The following is an 18,654-nucleotide window of genomic DNA, read 5'->3' as shown; positions in this document are numbered from 1 at the left end:
TCGAGAAGAAGCTCAGCAACGACCAGATGCTGCAGATCGCCGGCTCGCTCACCCGCCTCGGCAAGGGGTGAGCCGGCCCGCCTCGTCCTTCGCGACAGGTGCCTCGTAGGCTTCGCGATCGCATGGCCAGCTGTTGTGGCGGGCTGCTGCTTGCTACCAGTCCCGGGCGGAACCTCGGCTGGATTCCTTGTGTCGCGGCCACCCGACCCTTACCCGATGCCGTTGGCCCGGCCGAGCGCCTACCCCCACAACGGCAGTGACGTCGATCCGAGCGATATTGGACCTCGCGCGTCCCGCCGAGAGTCGCTCGGGATCTCGCGCTTCGGGCTTGCCGGCCGGCTCCGGCGGCGGCGGGAGCGAACCGTGCGGACCAGCTCTCCCGGCTCTCCGCTGGAAAAACTGCAAGGAACCAGTCGCCGTGAGCGTCCCAGTCAACGGGGACCAGCAGCTCAAGTTCAAAGTGCGCGGCATGAGCTGCCGGCAGGCGCACCCGATGCTCACGTCTCCCATGCCTGCCGGCATTCTCACAAACAGTCCGGGATCGTCAGCGCCAGCGATTGTGAAGGACTCATCCACCGAGCAGCCGACGTACCGATCTCCACGCGCAGCGTGAGTATCGAATACACGGTCGCGAAAGGCAGATGCTGAAGGCGCACGGCCGGCGTATCCACCGCACGGCGGATGCCCTTGTCGCCCGGCGCTGCGATCCTAACGGCGGCGCTCGCAGCCCCCGATCGCGAGCGCCGCTCAACACACCGCGAACGCCCCCCGACCCCTGGCGGGGGCGTTCGTTCGAGCGCGGAGTCCGTGTCAGGCGGGGTCCAATCGCCGCTACTCCGACTGGTCGCCGCTCGACGGGCCGAGACGGACGGTGAACGCCGCTCGCCGATTCCCGTTAACGCATCGGATGCGGGCCTCGAATGTCCGAAGCGTCGTGCGGCACGTGAAGCCGTGCCAGCGACACGGGTCCGCGCCGCCCACTCCGTTCCGGGTGGCACAACGGACGCCTGGGAGCCCGAGCACGATCGCGCGTGCGACCGCACGTGCTGGTCTACACACCATGTTCTCGGCGGTGACGTTGGCTGCTGCACCGCCGGCGGCCTCCCCACACGTTCGCACTTTGGTCGCCGCGGACGCGGTCATCGCGGTCGAAAGCGTGAGGCCGCACACGAGCGGGACCGCAACGAAGCAGGCGATGCGGCTGGTCTTCTCTCGACACATTTCGCGAACGCCCGCTAGTAGCCGATGACGCGGAAGCGCTGCCCGTCGCAGTAGCGCCGCAGTTTGAGCCCGATCGAGGAGCCGGCGCCGCGGTTCTGCGAGGACGGCACGTAGGCCACGTCTGCTCTCCACGTTCTGCGGGCGAACGCCATTGGCCATTCGTCCCGGTCAAATCCGCGTCTCGTCGGCAGCACTTTGACCGCGCGGTCCCGTCGAGCGTCAGCGCCGACGCGATTGATGCGCAGCACTCGCGGCCAGCCTCTCGCGATGGCGGCTCGCATGTGTCTCAGCACGGCGGGATATCTCGTCTTGCTGATTCCGATCTCGACCACGTTGCCGATCAGCGTGCACGTGGGCGTGTCGACCGGATCGGGCGTCGGTTCGGGTGCCGGCGCTGGCTCAGGGGCGGGCTCGGGCGCAGGAGCCGGCACAGGGGCGGGCTCGGGGACGGGTACCGGGACAATGGGCGCAGGGACTGGTACAGGGGCGGCTGACGAGCACGGGCACGGAAGGCTCTCGCAGTAGATGCCGTCGCCGTCGGAGTCGCGCGTGTTCGCTGCGGCTTGCGCGGCTGCCTGGTTGGGAAAGTCCGCACAGACGGCGGACGCGTGCGCAATCGGATCTGCGCCAGCCGTGGTCGAGGTGGCCCCGAGCGTTGCGATGGTGGCGACGAGCGCAATCAGCGTCCTGTTCAAGGCATTCCTTCGAGTAGAGGGCCGCGCCAGTCTACGACGATGGAATGTGCGCGCGAGGCGGTTCCAGACCGCTATGACCGGACACATCGATGCTCGGTTGCAGCCGAGCAAGCCGGTGGCGGGAAACGGCTGGTGATCCCGCGGCCTCGCCATGTGAGCGACAGGATCGCAACGTGCCGACCTGGGCGCGCAGACTGTCTTCCGGCGCCTGGTGTCGCGAGAAAGAGCCCGAGCGAGCCTTCGTGCAGCCAGCACGGTGACGGCGAACCGGCACTGCCACGCGCGCCAGCGGTGTTGTCCCAGGGCGTGACCGGCTAATGGGACACGATCCTCGTTCAAGACGCCGGGGTCGATCTTGACGCGAAGACGCTCGCAGGCTACGGTTCCGACGAGGCGATCCTCTCAGGGACAGGGTCGTTCAGGGGTTGAGCGTCTGCCGCTTGCAGCGCTTGACAGGGGCTTTCGAGCATGGGGTCTATGTACATGTTTGCCGCGAACGTCGTGCGGTCGTCAGTGTCGCAGTTTGCCTCTCGCGCGCTCGTCGGCGCGCTGATGGTTCTGGTCGTGATGGGATCGGCACTCGTCGGCGCCACGCCCAGCGAAGCCGCGTACTGCTACGCGGCCACTCCGGCGCACTCGCAATGTCCGGTCATAAATTCGTACAACTTCAACGACGCCGATATGAACGGCGCGTACTACTACGGGACGCCGGGAATCCGCGTCTGTCAGAGAGTCACGAACCAGGCAGACACGATAACGGTGAGCCGTCGCTGCGACGTCAGAGAGGCGTACAGCTACAGCGATATCGCCACCTGGGTGCAGTGCAGCGGAGGAAATCCGTTCGGGATCCGCTATGCCGCCGGCAACGACAGCGATTTCACACATACGATTCAGGGAACAGCCTATCTGCAGGGGTACAGATGCGTGTGAACGGGAGGGGCAGTTCGATGCGACGGGGTAACTATCTGATAGCTGCAGCGCTTGTCGCGTGCGTCGTCGGGGGCACGACGATCGCGCTCGCGGCATCGAACGACGAGCCGGTCCCAGCGGCGACTTCGACGGGGCCCAACATCCACGAGCTGAGACCGGATGCGCCTCCCCCGCCCCGTGCAGAAGGCCTTGATCCCGCTGTGCTGGAGCGCTTCGCCGTCTTCCGGCGCAAGGGCACGGCGGAGGATCGCACGGCGCCGGAGCCGTTCGGCGCCGCCCGCGGCGCCAACGCTGCGCTTGCTCGGCTCGCGTTGACTCGAGCGGACGGGGCCAAGGTGTATCTCACCCCAGCGCAGGGTGGGATCTGCTTTTCGAGCAGTGACGGCCTCGAGGCCGGATGCGTCGACAACGAGCAGGCGGTCAGTGGGGACAACGCCAAGTCGATCATCTGCGCTCCCGGGCTGCCCGCGGACTCGATCGAGATCTACGGCGTCTTGCCCGACGGCACGCAGGAGCCGACCGTCGTCTACTCCGATGGAAAGCAGCGCGCGCTGCCCGTCGCGGGCAACACGTATGTGTTCCGCTCAGCCCGCCGCGGACCGCTGCCGGTGACGATCACCTTCACCCTGGGTGGCGAGCGTCGGCAGGTTTCTGCGCAGGTCCCCTCCGACGCCGCTAAGGACAACTGCGTCGGCGCCTGACGATGCTCGCGCCGCGGGGCTGCCGGGCGCGCTCGCCCGGCAGCCTCGCGATCCGCGCCCCAGCCTGTCTGAGTCCGTCGTGACATCGATAGGCGGCCGGGGAAACCCGATCTCTGAACGCCTGTTGCTTGGATGTATGGACAGCTCGCCGATCTGCTCCAGGCTGCCCGCGCCGTCCTGATGGAGCCTGGTGCCAGCTCCAGACCGGCACCGGGCGGGCGACCGCGCGTCGCACAAGTGGTTAGACCGCCCAGACCTGCAGCGCGAAGCGCTCGTCGCGGAGCCAATCGCACAGCGATTCTCGCATTCGTCGCTAGAAACCCGGGCGCGCCTGTCGCGCAGATTTCCGCCACGACTGGGATCGCGAAGCCGACGATGCACTCAACCGTTTACTTGATCGGCAAGGGCTTGCTGGTCGCTGAGGGCGACGGCGTGGCGCTTCCGCGCAGAGCGACCCCGACGGCCTCGTCCGCGAGGCGCCGCGCCGAGAGCTGCCGCGACGCGGGCCAGACGCCTGAACAGAGGCAGCAACAGACGCGCGAGAGGCAGACGCGGAAGAGCGGGAGCGAGCTCCGACGATGAGACCGACGCCCGCCCCAGCCAGACCGGGCGTGCGGTCCGCCGGTTAGTCGCCAGCGCCCGACGCTGCCTGAGTGAGGCGCTCGCGCCTGCCATGACGAGACCGTGGCCCGTCCAGCAAAGGGATCGATCCAGGCACGCCGGATGATACGCGCGCGGTGGCCGCTAGCGGCCCGCGATCTGAAGCGGCACGACGCCAGCGCCCGACGTGTTGGCGCCCGCTGTCAGGTGCCTCAGTTGGTGATGGCGCGTCTGGCGGTTCGGGATGCGAGAGAGCAGGATGTCGAAGTGGGGCGGAGGATCGCGGCGAACTGTACGGGGGCGGTCTCCGACGCGGAGGGGGTCTCAGGGCATCGCGTCCATCTATATATGGGATTCGAATCCGCGTAGGTCGGTCGCCTGACATACGGACTCGAGAAACGTGGGTGCGCTGACCGTGTTGAAAACTAGTTATCAACGCTGATTTAGCCTGGCGCGACGACGCTCGTCAATAAGGGGCTGGAATTGAGTTTTATTGTGGGGATGAATGGCGACCCATTGGGTCGCGGGTTGCGCAGTGTTCAGATGTCACAGAGGGTTGCCCTTCAACGTGTGCTGTGCGGTCTGCTCACGGTGGTCGTGCTGCTTGCGCATCCGATTGCCGCCGCCCACGCCGAAAGCGTCGAGACGACGACGTACAACGCCTGTCGGCTCAGAAACGGCTTTTATAGTGGTTCTTCTTCGTGCGGAACGTCCGTCTTCTCTATCGGACCGTCCCGAAACCAATCGGGGCAGATCGCAAGTGTGGAGCGAGCGGTGATGCTGCCGAACATCGGCGGCATCCCGCGAGGAGCGCAGGCGATCGACGGAACGTTCTCTTTCGGCGTGCTCGACAACATGGACGCCGTCGTGCAAGTGGGTCTCTTCTCGCTGACGCGCACCCTGGGCAGCAGACCGAGTTGGGCTACCTCGGACGGCACGACGCCTTGGACGACTCCGGGAGGCGACTACGAGACCGCTCCCGAGGTGACCCGCTCCATCTACGTCACAGGCGGCGTGGGGACGACGGCGACCATCAACTACCCGATCGGCCGCCTCGCAGCAGGGTGGCTCGACGGCGGTCGCCAGAATCAGGGGCTGCTTCTCAAGGTCACAGACGAAGCGTATAGAGGGGTCGCGATATCGCCGAGAACGGTGAGCATCCGGTACCGCATGCGCACGGGCCTAGACGAGGCGGCCTACTCATACGAGCGCCGAAGCCTGTCGGACGGGTCCGAGCTGAGCGTCAATCTTGGTAACGGCAACGTCGTGTTGACCAACGACGACTTCGGAGACGGCGGCACGGGGGACGCGCTGGCCGTGACGCGCGCCTACAACAGCCTCGACGACGCGAGTGCGCCGGGCACGTTCGGAAGAGGATGGCGCGGCGACTTTGGAACGGTCACGCTCGAGCACAACGCGGCCGAGAGTTCCGTCATCCTGAACGGGCCGACAGGTGTTGACTCTGTCTTCCGGCGGCCGTACGGGAGCTTCGGAGCATGGCGCTCTGACGACGCGACCCTCACCGAGCAGGTGTCGGCGAGAACGATGACGCTCTCGTTTGACGACTCGGACGAGCAGTGGCTCTTCGAGCACGTCACCGACACCAGACTGCGGCTTGTCAGACGCTGGTATCCCTCAGATGACGGCGTCTCGGCGACGTACGACTCGGCCGGGCGATTGAGCGCGCTCAACGACTCGGCGGACGACGCAGCGACGTTCAGCTGGGATGGCAGCGGCCAGATGCGAACCGTCACCGATCAATTCGGCGACCAGCGCCACTACGACTACGACGCGAACGGCCATCTGTTCAGATACACCGATGCCGCTGGTGCACTCACCACGTACAGATACGACGCCAACGGGCGCCTTGCCAGCATCACGCTGCCCGACAGAAGTGGCATGACGCTCAGCTACTACTCCAACGGAGCCCTTCAGACCCTCGCCCCGCTCGCTGCCGACGGCACACCAGGTACTGCCACGACGTACACCTGGGATCCAGGTTCGACCACGATCGCGACACCGGGTCAGAAGACGGCGGTCCATCAGTTCGACCGCGCGCTGTTCGGCCACGGCGCGCAGATCGGGGCCGTCCCGCCGTCGCTCATGCTCGCCGGCGACCTCCTCGATGCCGGCACCACGTCGTTGCCGCAGAGAGCGCTGCCCGACGGCCCGTCGACGCTGAGCTACTCCGCGACCTCCCCCGACGGGATCGAGCGGGTGCGGGTCACGCTCGACGGCGAGGAGGACGACGGCGTGGTGGCGAACTGCGCGAGCGGCTGCCCGACTTCCTTCTCGGACACGTACACGCTCGACACGAACGATGTCGGACCGGGTGTGCACGTCGTTCGCGTGATTGCGACGACCACGGCCGGCAACCGCCGGGAGCAGGCTTTCCGGGTCCTCGTACCCGAGAACGGCTGGACGTCGGACGGTGAGATCCCGGAGGACCTCACCGAGACAGATCCCGATCCAACCCACGTCATGTCGACGGCCCCGTGCGAAGCGGTCTACGGCGTCGAGGCTCCGATCTACTGCGACACCGAAGGCGGTGACGACGCGCTGTCGGAGCCGGTGACGCCGCTCGCATTGAGCGCCCTCGCCGCAGCGCCGCACACAGTGCGCTTCGGGATCGCGCAGGACTTCAGCTCACCGGACTGGCTGGACACGAGATACGCCATCGATCTGAGAACGAAGTACTACCGCCGCATCTTGCCATACAACCTGATGGAGACCGTCGATGGCAGACACTTCACCGGTGACAGGAGACAGCTGAAGTTTCCCGGCGAGTACGACGACTTCAGCGCGCTCTACGAGGCAGTCGTACGCGGGACCAGAGACCGCGATCCGGCGGAGCTCATGGTCTCCTTCGAGCTCGCAACCTGTCCCGCCTGCACCGGACCGGACCGTCCGTCGGTGCGGATTCCATCGTTGGCCCGTTACAAGCAGTACATCGGAGACTTCTTGGAGCGGTTCTCTGCCGTGCACGTCATATCGTCGTGGAACGAGCCCAACGCCAAGCGACAGCCGCTCCATACGCCCCTCGTAACCAGAGGCGGCAGAGGCGCGACCCCTGATGACGCCGTACTGCTGACCAAACACGGCGGCGCCGCTCGCGCGGCGTACTACACCTTGGCCGCTACCCAGGTCTGCGCAAACTGGATCAGAGCTCGCGCGGCTGCGGGCAGAAGAACGCAGTGCACCGTTCTGGCGGCAGAGCTGGCGCAGAGCAGACCGCCCGTCTCGACGGGCGCTCCGAGCCACCGGTATCTGCTGGCCTACAGAAGAGCGCTCCTCACGCTCTTCAGTCGAAGAGAGAACGAAGGCCTCAGATTCCCCGGCATTTGGGCGTTTCACCCGTACACCGACGTGCAGAACGACACGCGCGACTCCCGGAAGGCCACTGGTACAGATCTCTTCGGCCGTGCACTCGTCCAGGGCCGCCAGATTTGGCTGACGGAGGTCGGCAGCCGCGTTGACAGAGGCGACACCAGAGCCGGCAACTTCCGCAACACGTTGCCCAGCCAGGCCGCCGAGGTGCAGTATCTCTTCGGGAGACTCGTGCAGCGCCGCAGAAACATCACACGTATGTACTATTACTCGCTCTGCGCGCCGCCGATCGATCCGACGACGAGAGACGATCCGCCGCAGACCGAGAAGTTCGACAGCGGCCTCGTCGGGGGAAGACCGGACGAGGGGGGCGTGCATGGCACGTGCCAAGATTTCGACCGTCCCGGCTACGTCGCGAAGCGGGACGCCTATGACACCGCGATGAGATACATGAACCCATGATGAGTCGCCGTAACCTGTTTCTCTCCGTGGCTGCTTGCGTAGCCGCCGCAGCGCCTTGCTCGGCGTTCGTTTCGTCCGCGCCGGCGAGGACGAAGGTCGTCAGATGTGCAGGCAACGATCATGTGCTGCTCGCCGACGCGTACGTGAAGGTGGTCAAGGGGCCGGCCGTCGACAACGACGGTGCTGGCTACTACGCATGCGCGCGCGGAAATCAGCGCGGGGTCTACCTGTTCAGCCAGGACTTCACGCCGTTCGCTTCGCAGCTTTCCGGGCGGTTCGTCGCCGACGAGACCGTCACGTGCGACACGCGGATGCCCGACAACCCGTACTGCGTCGGGTATGTGATCGTCTACGACAGCCGGACGAGAAGAATCCGGCGAACCACATTGAGAAAGTCCCCGGTCGGTTACGTCCGCCGTGCAGAGGGATTCGCGGTAAACGCACGAGGCTGGGCGTCGTGGCTGCGATCGACGCCCGACGGGTACAACATGTGGGTGTGGGCACCCGGCGCTCAGCCCCAAGTCGTCGCCTCGAGCCAAACGATCGAACCGTTCTCCCTGGCGTTGACCTCACACACCGCCTACTGGACCGACGGCGGACAGCCAAGATCGTACGCGTTGAGATGACGGGACGCTCGTTCTGAGCGCTCCGCCATGCCGGAACCTCCCGCAGACCGGATCCCGCTGAGGTTGGCGTCCGCACCGCCAGCGGCGGGGCCGGCGCGGAACGGATAGTGTTGTTGGTGTCTACAACCCGCTACGTCGTCACGGTCTGAACACGCGCCTAAAGGACTCGCCGCGGCGGCCGCGGGCGCCGGCGCTTGCGTGACGCTCGCGTGGGCGCCTGCGACTGGCCCATTCATGCTGCTGGGGTGGGGGCCGGGCCGCGAGCGGATGTTGGCGGTCGGGGCCTACCTTGCCTGTGCGTTTCCGTGAACGAGGCGCAGCGTTGGGCGCAGGGTGACTTGTGAGCGGAGGTCGGCGACTCGCCGTGAGCGGAGAAGGGCGAGTTGTGGCCAGGTGCCGAGTACTCGCTCCATGCGTGCGCGGGTTGGCAGGATGGCGAGGATCTCGATCGGGCCGCTGATACCCGCGGCGAAGTCTTCCAGTTCGAGTGCGAGTGGTCGCGAGAGGCGCTCAAGAGTGAGTTCCCCTGTTGCGCTGTACCAGCAGACGCGATAGCGGACGTTGTCGTTGTCGAGCCAGTCGTGTCCGCATTCAAGGGCGTCGCCATCGCGCCGCGGGTCGGCGAGGAGGAAGTCGGCGTAGGTCTCGTAGCGTTGCGGATCGTGTTGCGGCATCTCAGGGGGGCGAACTTTCGTCGCAGGAGGATCAGAGCATCAGACGGTCGCGATGTTTGCGAGGTTTGGTGAGCTATGAAAGGGAGATCGCAACTATGTGCCTGCGAAGTTGTAGACGATTGCCGTGGCTGGGTAGAAGCTTGGGCGGATGTTGGCACGTTGCTTTCATGCTTGGGGAGCTTTTGATAGGCGGGAGCGGCGTTGTCGTCGGTGCCAGGGGGCAGCACGGCAAGGAGGTTGGCTGAGGTGATGCCAGGACGCAGCGAGGACGGTGCGCCATCGGCGAGGTCTCGTGCGGGTGGCGGACAGAGGCGGGCGGCACGTCCGGTCTCTGAAGAGGCATTAGGGGTCGTGACTGCCCGTTTGCGGGTGATCGCCGATCCCACGCGGGTGCGGTTGATGTGGGCGCTCGACGAACTGGGCGGCGCGACCGTACAGCAGCTCGCGGACCGGTTGATGACGACGCATCAGAACACGTCGAAGCATCTCGCGACGCTCTACCAGACGGGATTGGTCGCGCGCACGAGAGAAGGGACGAGGATGCGTTACATACTCGCCGACTGGACCGCGTTGTGGCTGGTGGAGCAGATCGCCGCCTCGGCGCTGGCCCAAGTCGAGGATCAACACCGCGCGCTCGTCGGAGAGGAGCAGTCCGAGCACCGGACCGCCTAACGTCGGAATATCTGGAGTCGGCCGCGCCCGTCCGCGATGCGGACGGGCGCAGCGCGTTAAGCAGCTCGCACTACAACTATGCAAGCGAGTGCTTGCATAGTTGTAGACACAGCTTGCGAGGTCGCTTACAACTGGTGGCGTACTCGATCGGCAGTCACTCAATTAGCTGCTGATCGCCCACTTCTTTCTTTCGGAGGGTGTTGTAAGTGAATGCTTCGATTCTTCGAGGCGTTCCGCGTGGCCGTGGCCTTGCGCGGAACGCCGGCCGCGCGACGCTGTGGGCCGGGTTGGCCCTGGTGCTCGCTCGCGGCATCGGCGACATCCTCGCCGACCCCCAGCCGGCCGCGCCCCAGACAGCGATCCGAGCGAGCCAGCCGCAGTTCCCCGACGGTGAGGCACGGGCGTTCGCTGCGGCGTTCGCGCGCAGCTACGTCGCCGTCGCGCCGAGAGAACGCGAGCGGCAGGTGGCGCGGCTGTCGCGGTTTGCAGCACGGAGCTTGAGCGACCAGGCGGCGCCTGTGGTGTCGCCGCGCAGCCCAGGGGCTGAGGTCGTTGATGCGACGGTGGCGCGGGAGGTCTCCCTGGGCGAGTCCCGCGCGCTGATCACCGTCGCTGTCTTGCTGCGCGACGGGCGCTCGCGGTACCTGACGGTGCCGGTCGCTCGTGATGACGCGGGCGGGTTGGTCGTCTATGACCTGCCCGCGTTCAGCGCACCACCCGTCCTCGGCGCCGCAGCGGCGCCGGAGGCGATCCCGCTCGCCGGCCCCGACGGCGTGGCCGTCGGGGACCTGGTTGAGCGCTTCCTGCGCGCCTATCTCCAGAGCACGGAAGCGCCCGGTCTGGCGTACTTCCTCGCTCCGGGCGTGCACGTCGCGTCGATCGGTGCGGGGCTGTCGCTGGAGTCGGTCGAGGAGGTCGGTCGGCTCGGCGGCGGTCCCGCCCGCGGGATGCAGCTTGCCGTCACGGCGCGCGTGCGTGACCTGCCGTCCAGGGCGACGTACCGGCAGAGATTCCGCATCACCGTCCAGCGGCGTGATCGCTGGTACGTGACCGGCGTGGCGGGCGGGCCGCGCTCATGAGCGCCCCGCGCAACTCCTCGACCTGTTCGCCGCTGCGGCTGCGGCCGTGGCCGGCTGCCTTGGCGCTCGCTGTCGGGCTGCTGCTGTGTTTGGCGCCGGAGGCGGTGGCGCAGAGCGGCAACGACGTCGGGCGCAACATCGGCGATCTGCTGCAGGGCACCGCTACGCAGATCTACGGCGGGATCGTCGCGATCGTCGGTCTGGTCTTCCTCATCAACCGGCGCTACACGGAGTTGGGGATCTTTCTGCTGGCGGCCGTCGTGGTGGCGTGGCTGGTGTTCAGCCCCGATCAGATCGCCGCTGCCGCTCGTGCGATCGGTCGGCAGGTGCTCGGATGAGCCCCGCTGATCGCGCTCCGGTGCGCTCCTACCAGCGCATCTTCAAGCCCGACCGGCGCGTCTTCGCCGTCGAGGGCCACCGCATCCCCGTGCCCGGCGGCGTGCCGCTGCGATGGCTCGGGTACGCGGCACTCGCGCTGCTGGCGGTCCTGCTGCTGGCGGCCCGCTCGCCGCTGCTGAGCGTCCTGCTCGGACTCGGTGTCGCAGCGACGGCCCTCGCGCTGGGCAGCCGCTCGACGGCGGCGGTCGCGGCTGTGGCGACGTTCGGCGCGACCCAGGTGATCGGGTACATGCTGGCGACGCTGGATTGGCCGCTGCGGCTGCTGGTGCTGCCGGCGGTGGTGGCGACATTTGCGACGCAGGCGACGCCGGACGGCCGTGCCGCGCACCGCTTCGCGCGCTCGTGGATCGCGGCGCAGCTGCGACCCGAGCGCCGCACGCTCAGCCGCCCACTGCTCGACACGACCCCCGGCGAGCTTGCCGGCGTCGTGGCCGTCGCGCCCGACGCGCACGGCCCGGAGCTGCGGCGCGGCCGGGTGCTCGGTCCGGCGCTGGTGCGGTTTGCTCGCCCGGTCGCGTTGCGCGAGCGCCGCGGCGGCCGACGCGGCGTGCGGCGCGTGCGCGGCCAGCTCGGCGGCCGTCGATCGCGTGCGGTCGTGCGGGTCGAGCTGGGTGCCGGCGAGCGGCTGGAGGTGCGGCCGTGACCGGGGTGCGGTTCCCGCTGCGCTACGTTCGCCAGAACCTGCTGTTCGGCCGGGGCGGCGAGCCGGCCGCGGTGTTCCGGCTCGGGCTCGTCTCCTACCCGTTCCTGCCGGCTGCGGAGAAGTGGCGCCAGCTCAGGTTGCTGGAGCGGTGGGCGACCGTCGTCGGTGCCGACTTCTCGCTCTACCGCGTCTCGCGCGCCTACCCGGCCGAGCGGTACGTGGAGGAGACGACGGCGCTGCTGGACGCGCGCGGCCAGGACGCCGACGCGTTCGCCGCCTACCTGCACGGTCACGAGCGCCGCCTCTCTCAGCTCGCTGCGCACGCGCCGGAGCTGTACGCCGTCGTCTCGCTCGGCGAGCCTGCCGTGGAGGGCTTCGCGCGCGGGGTCGTGCGGTCGGTGGACCGTGCGCGTCTGCGGGTGGAGGATCTCGCCGGGGTGGCCGCGGCGCAGCCGATCAGCGGCGTCGAGCTGGACGGGCTCGCCGTGGCTGAGCAGCGCGTGTTTGAGCAGTTGCGTGGCGTGCTGGCGTGCGAGCGCGCGACGACCCGCGAGCTTGAGTGGCTGCTGCGCCGCGTCGAGCTGCGCGGCATCGGCGAACCCGTCCTGGACCCGCATTGGCGGCCGGACGCGCTCGTGGTCACTGGCACCGACGGCGGGGTTGCGTATGAGCCGTTGCAGCATGATCTGTGGCGCTGCTGCAACGCGCCGCTGCTGGAGCCGCGCACAGGCCCGGCCCGCCTGGTCGCGGAGAGCGAGCAGGGCGACTCCCACCAGGCGTTCCTGTGCGTCGGGGAGCTGGCAGACGAGCCCGAGTTCCCCGGCCCGGCCGCGGAGCTGTTGTTCGCTCCGTTGGAGGCGGTCCCGTTCAGCGTCGATGCGGTGCTGCATGCGCGGTGGGTCGGCAACCGCGACGCGTTGGCGCAGGTGCGGCGGCGGATCACCGACGTCGAGAACGTCTACCGCGAGCAGACCGAAGGCGACACGCGCGGCCCCGGCCTGCTGGTCGAGGAGGACCGCTACCTCGCGCGCGAGTACGAGGCCGTCCTGCAGTCCTCGGCGCACCCGCCGATGCTCTACGCCTCGCTCGGGTTCGCGATCGGCGCCCCCGACGGCGAGGAGCTGGAGCGGCGCGTCACCGCGCTGCAGGATCAGTTCGGCGACCTGCGGCTCTACCGACCTCGCGGCATCCAGTCGTGGCTGTTCGCCGAGCACCTCCTGCGCGTCGGCGCCGGTGTCCCGGACTACACGAACCAGTTGACCGTCGAGCAGTTCGCGGCGCTGATGGCGACCGGCACGACCGAGATCGGCTCCGCCTCGGGGATCTATCTCGGCATCACCGGCGGCGCCGGCGGCCGGCCCGTCAAGCACGACCCGACCGCCGCCTCCAGACAGTCGCGGCCGTCCGCCGTCCTGCTCGCCGGCACGCTCGGCTCCGGGAAGACGGTCGCGGCGCAGACGATCGCCTACGCGGCCGAGCGGCGCGGCTCCTCAGTGGTCGACTTCGATCCCAAGCCCGACCACGGCTTCGACCGCATCCGCCAGCTCGACGGCCGCGTCGAAGTGCTGGAGCTCTCGGGAGCTGAGCAGCACCGCGGCGCGCTGGATCCGCTGGCGATCGGCCTCGACGACCTCCGCGAAGAACTCGCCTCGTCCTATTACTTGGACCTGTTGCGCGATCCGCCGCCGTCGTGGGAGAACCAGATCCAGCGCGCGGTCCGCGAGCTGGTACGCCGCGGCGAGCGCAGCTCACTGGCCGTGATCGGCCAGCTTCGCAGCGTCGACCACCCGGCCGCTCAGGAGGTCGCCGACGCGCTGGAGGTCGCCGCGGACTTCGGGCTGGGGCGTCTGGGGTTCGGCGACGGCAGCCGCACCGACCTCGGCACCGCCGCCGCACCGGTCACGACGATCCGCGCACCGGGCCTGACGCTGCCGGACCCGCGTGCCACGCGCGAGAGCTGGACGCGCGCGGAGCGCGTCTCGGTCGCGACGCTCTCTCTGGTCGCGGCGCTTGCGTTGCGGCTCGTGTCCGGTGATCGCAGCCGGCACAAGGTGATCGTGCTGGATGAGGCGTGGTTCCTGCTGTCCTCGACGCAGGGGCGTGCGCTGATCAACCGGCTCGTGCGGCTCGGGCGCGCGTTCAACGCGACGGTGCTGCTGGCGACGCAGCGCCTCGACGACCTCGGCGACCTCTCGGACCTGATCGGCACCTTCCTGCTGTTCGGCCAGGACTCCGACGCTGAGGCTAAGCAGGGCCTCCAGCTGCTTGGCCTGGACCCCGACGATCGTGGGCTCGTGGCGCGGGTGCGGTCCTATCGCAGAGGGCTGTGCCTGCTGCGCGATCTCGACGGGCGCGTCGGCGAGACGCAGATCGATGTCGTCTTCGAGGAGCTGCTGCACGCCTTCAACACCACCCCCGAGCAGGCGGGCGCATGAGCCGCCGCCGACGCCTCGCCACGATCGCGGCCGGCACGGCGGGCCTGCTGCTGCTCGCCCACCCGGTCGCCGATGCGGTCGACGTGTGGGGCAACATCGGCCCCGCGTCCCAGTTGCCGGCGGGCGCGTTGATGGACGCCTACCCGCTGGGCAACTACGCGCTCGATCACCATTTCAGCGCGGTCGAGGCGGGTGTCTTCTCCGGCGTCGACGTGTCGGGGATCGCGCCGACCGTCGCGTGGCTGCTGGCGAGCGTGTTGTGGCAGTTGACCGCGTTCTTGGCGAGCGCCGTCATCACGCTGTTCACCTTCGCGTTCTCGTTGGACCTCGTCAACGGGTCGGACGCGACCGGCGGCGCGGGCGCGCTGCAACCGGTCTCCGAGGCGGTCCGGTCGATCTACCGCGACGTGTTCGGCGGGCCGTGGCTGACGCTCGCGGTGCTGCTGGCGGGGGTGTGGTCGATGTGGCAGGCGCTCGTGCGCCGCCGCTACACCGAGACCGCCTCCGCACTGGGCCTGTCGCTGCTGTACATCGTCATCGCGCTGGCGTTCGTCACGCAGCCCGAGCGCACGATCGGGACCGCGAGCCACTGGACCAACGAGGTCTCCGTCGCGTTCCTGTCGCTCTCCTCCAACGGCAGCGTCAGCGACGAGCAACAGGCCAAGGAGGACAGCAGCGACCACCTCTTCGAGCTGCTCGTCTACCAGCCCTGGGTCGTGCTGCAGTTCGGCGGCCTGGAGCACTGCGTCCGCGACGACGCCGACGCCGCGGTCCGGCCGCTCTCACCCGACCCCGGCCGCGACGCACAGCTCGCCCGCCGCCTCGCGACCAGCCCCGAGATACAGGCCGACGCCGGCAAGACCTGCGTCAACCACCGTCTCAAGTACGCGCCGCACTTCCTGCGCTTCAGTCCCGAGTCCGATCAGCGCGACGCCGAGTACGACGCGCTGAAGGACGGCGATAGCAGCAAGCTCCCGGACGAGGACCCCGGCAAGGACGACGGCACCTACCGCCTCTCCGACCTTGACAAGCCGGCTGCGGAGGCGATGGGCAAGAGCGGCCAGTACCAACGGCTCGGGCTCGCCGTCGTCATCTTCGCCGGGGAGCTGGGCGCGTTCCTGCTGCTCGGCTCGCTCGCGGTCGCGGTCATCCTCGCGCAGGTCCTCGTCCTGCTGCTGCTCGCTTTCGCACCGGTCGCGCTGGTGATCGGCACGTTCCCCGGCCGCGGCCACCAGTTCTTCCTCGACTGGCTCACACGCCTGGCCACCTTCCTGATCAAGAAGGCGTTCTACGCGCTGATCCTCGCCGTGCTGCTCGCTGTTTCAGCGGCGTTGCAGGACGCGACGGCGAACCTCGGCTGGCTGATGGCATGGGGCCTGCAGGCCGTCTTCTACTGGGCCGTCTTCCTCAATCGCAAGCAGCTCGTCGGCCAGCTCGGCACCGCGGTCACCGGCACCACTGGTCAGCGCGACGAGGCACGGCTGCTGGCCGGTGTCGGCGTGGGCTATGCGATGGCCCGGCTGGCCAGACGCACGATCGGCGCGGCGGCCAGAGCCACGCGCAGAAGACCGGGGACGGGCGGGCACGACGGAGCTCCGCGCAGACCGCGGCCCGTGCCTGAGCTGCCGCCGCCGAGCCCGCACACGCGACCGCTGCCCGAGCCTGACGAGGAGGCATCCTCGAGCGCCGGCAGACCGACACGACCCGCCCGCGACACCGACGGCGCCGATAGCACCGCCACTGGCAGAGCTGCACCCGTCGGTGAGGCCGATCCGGCTTCGGTCGCGCCCGACCGCGCGCGACCGAGACCACCGCCTACAGGCGGTGCCGGCGACGAGACCGCACGGCCCATTGAGAGCACCGAGCGGCCGGCCGCTGAGCGCCGCCCCGGCGGCAAGGGTCCGGCGACGGCTGATCGCCGCGAGGCGCCGCGACCGCAACCGGCCGAGCAGCCCGAAGCCACGAGCGAGCCAGCCGGAACGAGATCGCAGCGGCCGAAGCCGCCGCCGCCCGACCCGACGACCCCGCTGGCTCCGTCGCCCGTCGCGTCGCAGGAGCCGCCGCGCTTCAGCGCCGCCGAGCGGCCGGCGCCAGCCGACAGACCCGCGCCCGAGAGAGCGTCGAAGCCCGCGAGCGACAGCCCGCTGGCATCGAGCCTGCGAACCGACGCGGCACGGCTGCACCGTGACGCGCAGCGCCTGCACCGCGACGCCGAGCAGCTCGGCGACATCGGCGGCCCGCCGAGAGCACCCGCGCCGTCGGGCGGGGTGTCGAAGCCGCGCAGACCCGGCCACAGGAGCGAGACGCCATGACCGGCGAACCGCGTTCTCCCGAGCGTGCGCGCCAGCGGCGCTTCGCGCTGGCCGCGGCGGTGCTGCTGCTGGCCGCCGTCGCGCTCAGCGCGACACGCCCCGCCAACGACCCCACGCCGGCACCGTCCACCACGCCGACGACCACGACGACCTCCACCACCTCGACATCGCCGCCGCCGTTGATCGTGTCGCCGCCGCGCGTGCCGGCGCCGCCGGCCGCGCGAGCGCCGCAGCGGCGCCTGCGTCAAGTGGCGCGGCGCTTCCTCGCCGACTACCTGCCCTACCTGTACGGGCGGGCGTCCGGCCGTCGGATCGACGGCGCCTCGCCGCAGCTCGCGCGACGGCTCGCGCGCACGCGGCTGCGCGTGCCGCCCGCCGCGCGTCGACGCCGCCCGCACGTGCGCGGCGTCCACGTCGGCGCGCGGGTACGTGACGCGCGCGCGTGGCAGGTGAGCGCCCGGATCGCTGACGGCGACGTCGTCGCGTATCCGATCGAGCTGCTCGTCGGCGTGCGCGACGGCCGGCTCGTGGTGACCGCGATCGGGAGCGGGTCGTGAGCCGGCGGGCGCCGTCGGCGTTCGAGCGGCGCGGCATGCGGCTCGCGCTGCTGGTCGCGCTCGCGTCGCTGCTGGTAATCGTCGCGTCGGTCGTCGCGATCATGCTCGCGATCGGCGGCAGCGACCTCGACTGCCTCGGCGCCGACAGCGGCTCCTCCGCAGGAGGCGCGGCCCCGTCGAGAACGGCGCGGCGCGACATCCCGCCGGATCGGCTGCGGCTCTATCAGGCCGCCGGGCGCCGCTACCGGATCGACTGGGCCTTCCTCGCGAGCATCGGTGCGCAGGAGTGCGACCACGGGATGTGCCGTGGTGACAACGGCTACGGCTGCGCGGGGCCGATGCAGATCGCGATGCGGCGTGGCAGCCCGTGCAGCCCGTCGACCTCGGAGCTGACCGAGTGGGAGCGGTGGGGCGTCGACGCTGACGGCGACGGCGACAAGGACGTCAACGACCCCGCCGACGCGATCTTCGGCGCCGCGCGCGTCCTGCGGTTCTCCAAGGACGCGCCGGCCACCGGCGGCAGCTATGCCGAGTACCGCGAGGCGGCCTGCCGCTACTACGGCGCCTGCGCCGACGGGGTCGCCAACTACGCCGATCAGGTGATGGCCCGCGCCGTCGCCTACGGCTTCCACGGCGACGGTTCCCCTGCCGGGGCGAGACCGGATCGCAGCGACGTGCAGCCCGAGTTGGTGAGCGGCGGATGCTCGCAAGGTGGAGAAACACCGCCTGTAGGCGGTGTCGATCTCGGCCCGGTCGTGCGCGCCAGAGCACCGCGGCGGCTTGCGCCGCTGCCGGCGTCGGTGATCGCGCCAGGGTTCGGTCCCTCGATCTCGTGCGATGCGCGGATCGTCGGCAACGTCGTGGCGTTGATGCGCCGCTACAAGCAGCGCGTCACCGCCTGCCAGGAGTCCGGGCACGCCGCCTCGGGGGAGCATCCGATCGGCGCCGGCCTGGACATCGTCCCCGCCGACGGCGACTGGACCAACACGATGCGGCTCGCCAGAGCTGCCGGCTGGAAGGAGAGCTGCGCCGCCTCCGGCGTCGCGCCCGCGTGTGCGAGAGCACCGTTTCGCGGCGTCTTCTACAACGGCTATCCGTCGCACGGCGATCCGGCGCACTGCTCGTATCCGTGCCCGCCGCACCTGCACTTGTCGTGGAACACGTCGGCGTCGCCGGGCGGCCCGGAGAACGCGCCGCGCACGAGCTACTTCCCGCCCTCGTGGATCGACGTCTTCGGCCCGGAACGCGACAATGGCTGACCGTCGGCATCGCCACGAGCAGGCCGGTCGTCGTTCGCGCGTCGGTACGCGCCCTGGTTCGC

General features: G+C 69.2%; 14 protein-coding genes. 12 read left to right on the top strand and 2 right to left on the bottom strand.

Features of this window, described 5'->3' with window-relative positions:
* Positions 1–1,235 precede the first annotated feature (1,235 nt).
* Positions 1,236–1,373 carry a hypothetical protein gene (locus Q7L65_RS26065; RefSeq protein WP_304726161.1) on the bottom strand — a complete coding sequence of 46 codons (138 nt, stop codon included), beginning with the start codon at positions 1,371–1,373 and terminating at the stop codon, positions 1,236–1,238.
* A 1,020-nt stretch (positions 1,374–2,393) separates the two neighbouring features.
* Between Q7L65_RS26065 and Q7L65_RS26060 the strand changes: the two genes are divergently transcribed.
* The 4 genes from Q7L65_RS26060 (at position 2,394) to Q7L65_RS26045 (ending at position 8,562) form a co-directional block, all read left to right on the top strand.
* Positions 2,394–2,846: a hypothetical protein gene (locus Q7L65_RS26060; RefSeq protein ID WP_304726157.1), complete on the top strand. Its 453-nt coding sequence runs from the start codon at positions 2,394–2,396 to the stop codon at positions 2,844–2,846.
* Positions 2,847–3,046: 200 nt separating this feature from the next.
* Positions 3,047–3,547, top strand: coding sequence for a hypothetical protein (locus Q7L65_RS26055; RefSeq protein ID WP_304726154.1), 501 nt, complete (start codon positions 3,047–3,049; stop codon positions 3,545–3,547).
* A gap of 1,143 nt (positions 3,548–4,690) precedes the next feature.
* On the top strand, positions 4,691–7,936 hold the full coding sequence (locus Q7L65_RS26050) for a DUF6531 domain-containing protein (RefSeq protein WP_304726152.1): 3,246 nt from the start codon (positions 4,691–4,693) through the stop codon (positions 7,934–7,936).
* Between the two features lie 122 nt (positions 7,937–8,058).
* The gene (locus Q7L65_RS26045) at positions 8,059–8,562 is read left to right on the top strand and encodes a hypothetical protein (RefSeq protein ID WP_304726151.1); all 504 of its coding nucleotides are present in this window, start codon (positions 8,059–8,061) and stop codon (positions 8,560–8,562) included.
* Positions 8,563–8,846: 284 nt separating this feature from the next.
* Here the strand turns inward: Q7L65_RS26045 and Q7L65_RS26040 are convergent, their stop codons facing one another.
* Positions 8,847–9,236, bottom strand: coding sequence for a hypothetical protein (locus tag Q7L65_RS26040; RefSeq protein ID WP_304726150.1), 390 nt, complete (start codon positions 9,234–9,236; stop codon positions 8,847–8,849).
* 351 nt (positions 9,237–9,587) lie between these two features.
* Here Q7L65_RS26040 and Q7L65_RS26035 point away from each other — a divergent pair, with 351 nt between their 5' ends.
* From Q7L65_RS26035 to Q7L65_RS26000, 8 genes are all read left to right on the top strand, one after another.
* Positions 9,588–9,908 (top strand): metalloregulator ArsR/SmtB family transcription factor, encoded by a 321-nt coding sequence (locus Q7L65_RS26035; RefSeq protein ID WP_304726149.1) that lies wholly within the window; start codon positions 9,588–9,590, stop codon positions 9,906–9,908.
* A 296-nt stretch (positions 9,909–10,204) separates the two neighbouring features.
* A complete protein-coding gene (locus tag Q7L65_RS26030; RefSeq protein ID WP_304726164.1) occupies positions 10,205–10,987 on the top strand; it encodes a conjugal transfer protein in 783 nt (260 codons plus the stop codon).
* Entirely contained in the window at positions 10,984–11,325 is a 342-nt protein-coding gene (locus Q7L65_RS26025) for a hypothetical protein (RefSeq protein WP_304726147.1), read from the top strand. The genes Q7L65_RS26030 and Q7L65_RS26025 overlap by 4 nt, the downstream gene beginning before the upstream one ends.
* Positions 11,322–12,029, top strand: a complete 708-nt coding sequence (locus Q7L65_RS26020; RefSeq protein ID WP_304726145.1) for a hypothetical protein — start codon at positions 11,322–11,324, stop codon at positions 12,027–12,029. Before Q7L65_RS26025 ends, Q7L65_RS26020 begins: the two co-directional genes overlap by 4 nt.
* A complete protein-coding gene (locus tag Q7L65_RS26015; RefSeq protein ID WP_304726143.1) occupies positions 12,026–14,464 on the top strand; it encodes an ATP-binding protein in 2,439 nt (812 codons plus the stop codon). Before Q7L65_RS26020 ends, Q7L65_RS26015 begins: the two co-directional genes overlap by 4 nt.
* Entirely contained in the window at positions 14,461–16,776 is a 2,316-nt protein-coding gene (locus Q7L65_RS26010; RefSeq protein ID WP_304726141.1) for a type IV secretion system protein, read from the top strand. Before Q7L65_RS26015 ends, Q7L65_RS26010 begins: the two co-directional genes overlap by 4 nt.
* Positions 16,773–17,333: a hypothetical protein gene (locus Q7L65_RS26005; RefSeq protein ID WP_304726140.1), complete on the top strand. Its 561-nt coding sequence runs from the start codon at positions 16,773–16,775 to the stop codon at positions 17,331–17,333. The genes Q7L65_RS26010 and Q7L65_RS26005 overlap by 4 nt, the downstream gene beginning before the upstream one ends.
* Entirely contained in the window at positions 17,330–18,592 is a 1,263-nt protein-coding gene (locus tag Q7L65_RS26000) for a hypothetical protein (protein WP_304726138.1), read from the top strand. The genes Q7L65_RS26005 and Q7L65_RS26000 overlap by 4 nt, the downstream gene beginning before the upstream one ends.
* Positions 18,593–18,654: the final 62 nt, after the last annotated feature.

Origin of the sequence: Conexibacter sp. CPCC 206217 (genome assembly GCF_030646165.1) — a bacterium.
In the GTDB taxonomy this organism is placed as follows: Bacteria; Actinomycetota; Thermoleophilia; order Solirubrobacterales; family Solirubrobacteraceae; genus Conexibacter.
This window is presented reverse-complemented; position numbering and strand designations above follow the sequence as displayed.

What these genes read in the sequence shown, in the direction of transcription:
- Q7L65_RS26050 (WP_304726152.1), top strand. Translation starts at nt 4,691, where the DNA reads ATGTCACAGAGGGTTGCCCTTCAACGTGTGCTGTGCGGTCTGCTCACG.
- Q7L65_RS26010 (WP_304726141.1), top strand. Translation starts at nt 14,461, where the DNA reads ATGAGCCGCCGCCGACGCCTCGCCACGATCGCGGCCGGCACGGCGGGC.
- Q7L65_RS26040 (WP_304726150.1), bottom strand. Translation starts at nt 9,236, where the DNA reads ATGCCGCAACACGATCCGCAACGCTACGAGACCTACGCCGACTTCCTC.
- Q7L65_RS26020 (WP_304726145.1), top strand. Translation starts at nt 11,322, where the DNA reads ATGAGCCCCGCTGATCGCGCTCCGGTGCGCTCCTACCAGCGCATCTTC.
- Q7L65_RS26060 (WP_304726157.1), top strand. Translation starts at nt 2,394, where the DNA reads ATGTACATGTTTGCCGCGAACGTCGTGCGGTCGTCAGTGTCGCAGTTT.
- Q7L65_RS26005 (WP_304726140.1), top strand. Translation starts at nt 16,773, where the DNA reads ATGACCGGCGAACCGCGTTCTCCCGAGCGTGCGCGCCAGCGGCGCTTC.
- Q7L65_RS26065 (WP_304726161.1), bottom strand. Translation starts at nt 1,373, where the DNA reads ATGGCGTTCGCCCGCAGAACGTGGAGAGCAGACGTGGCCTACGTGCCG.
- Q7L65_RS26025 (WP_304726147.1), top strand. Translation starts at nt 10,984, where the DNA reads ATGAGCGCCCCGCGCAACTCCTCGACCTGTTCGCCGCTGCGGCTGCGG.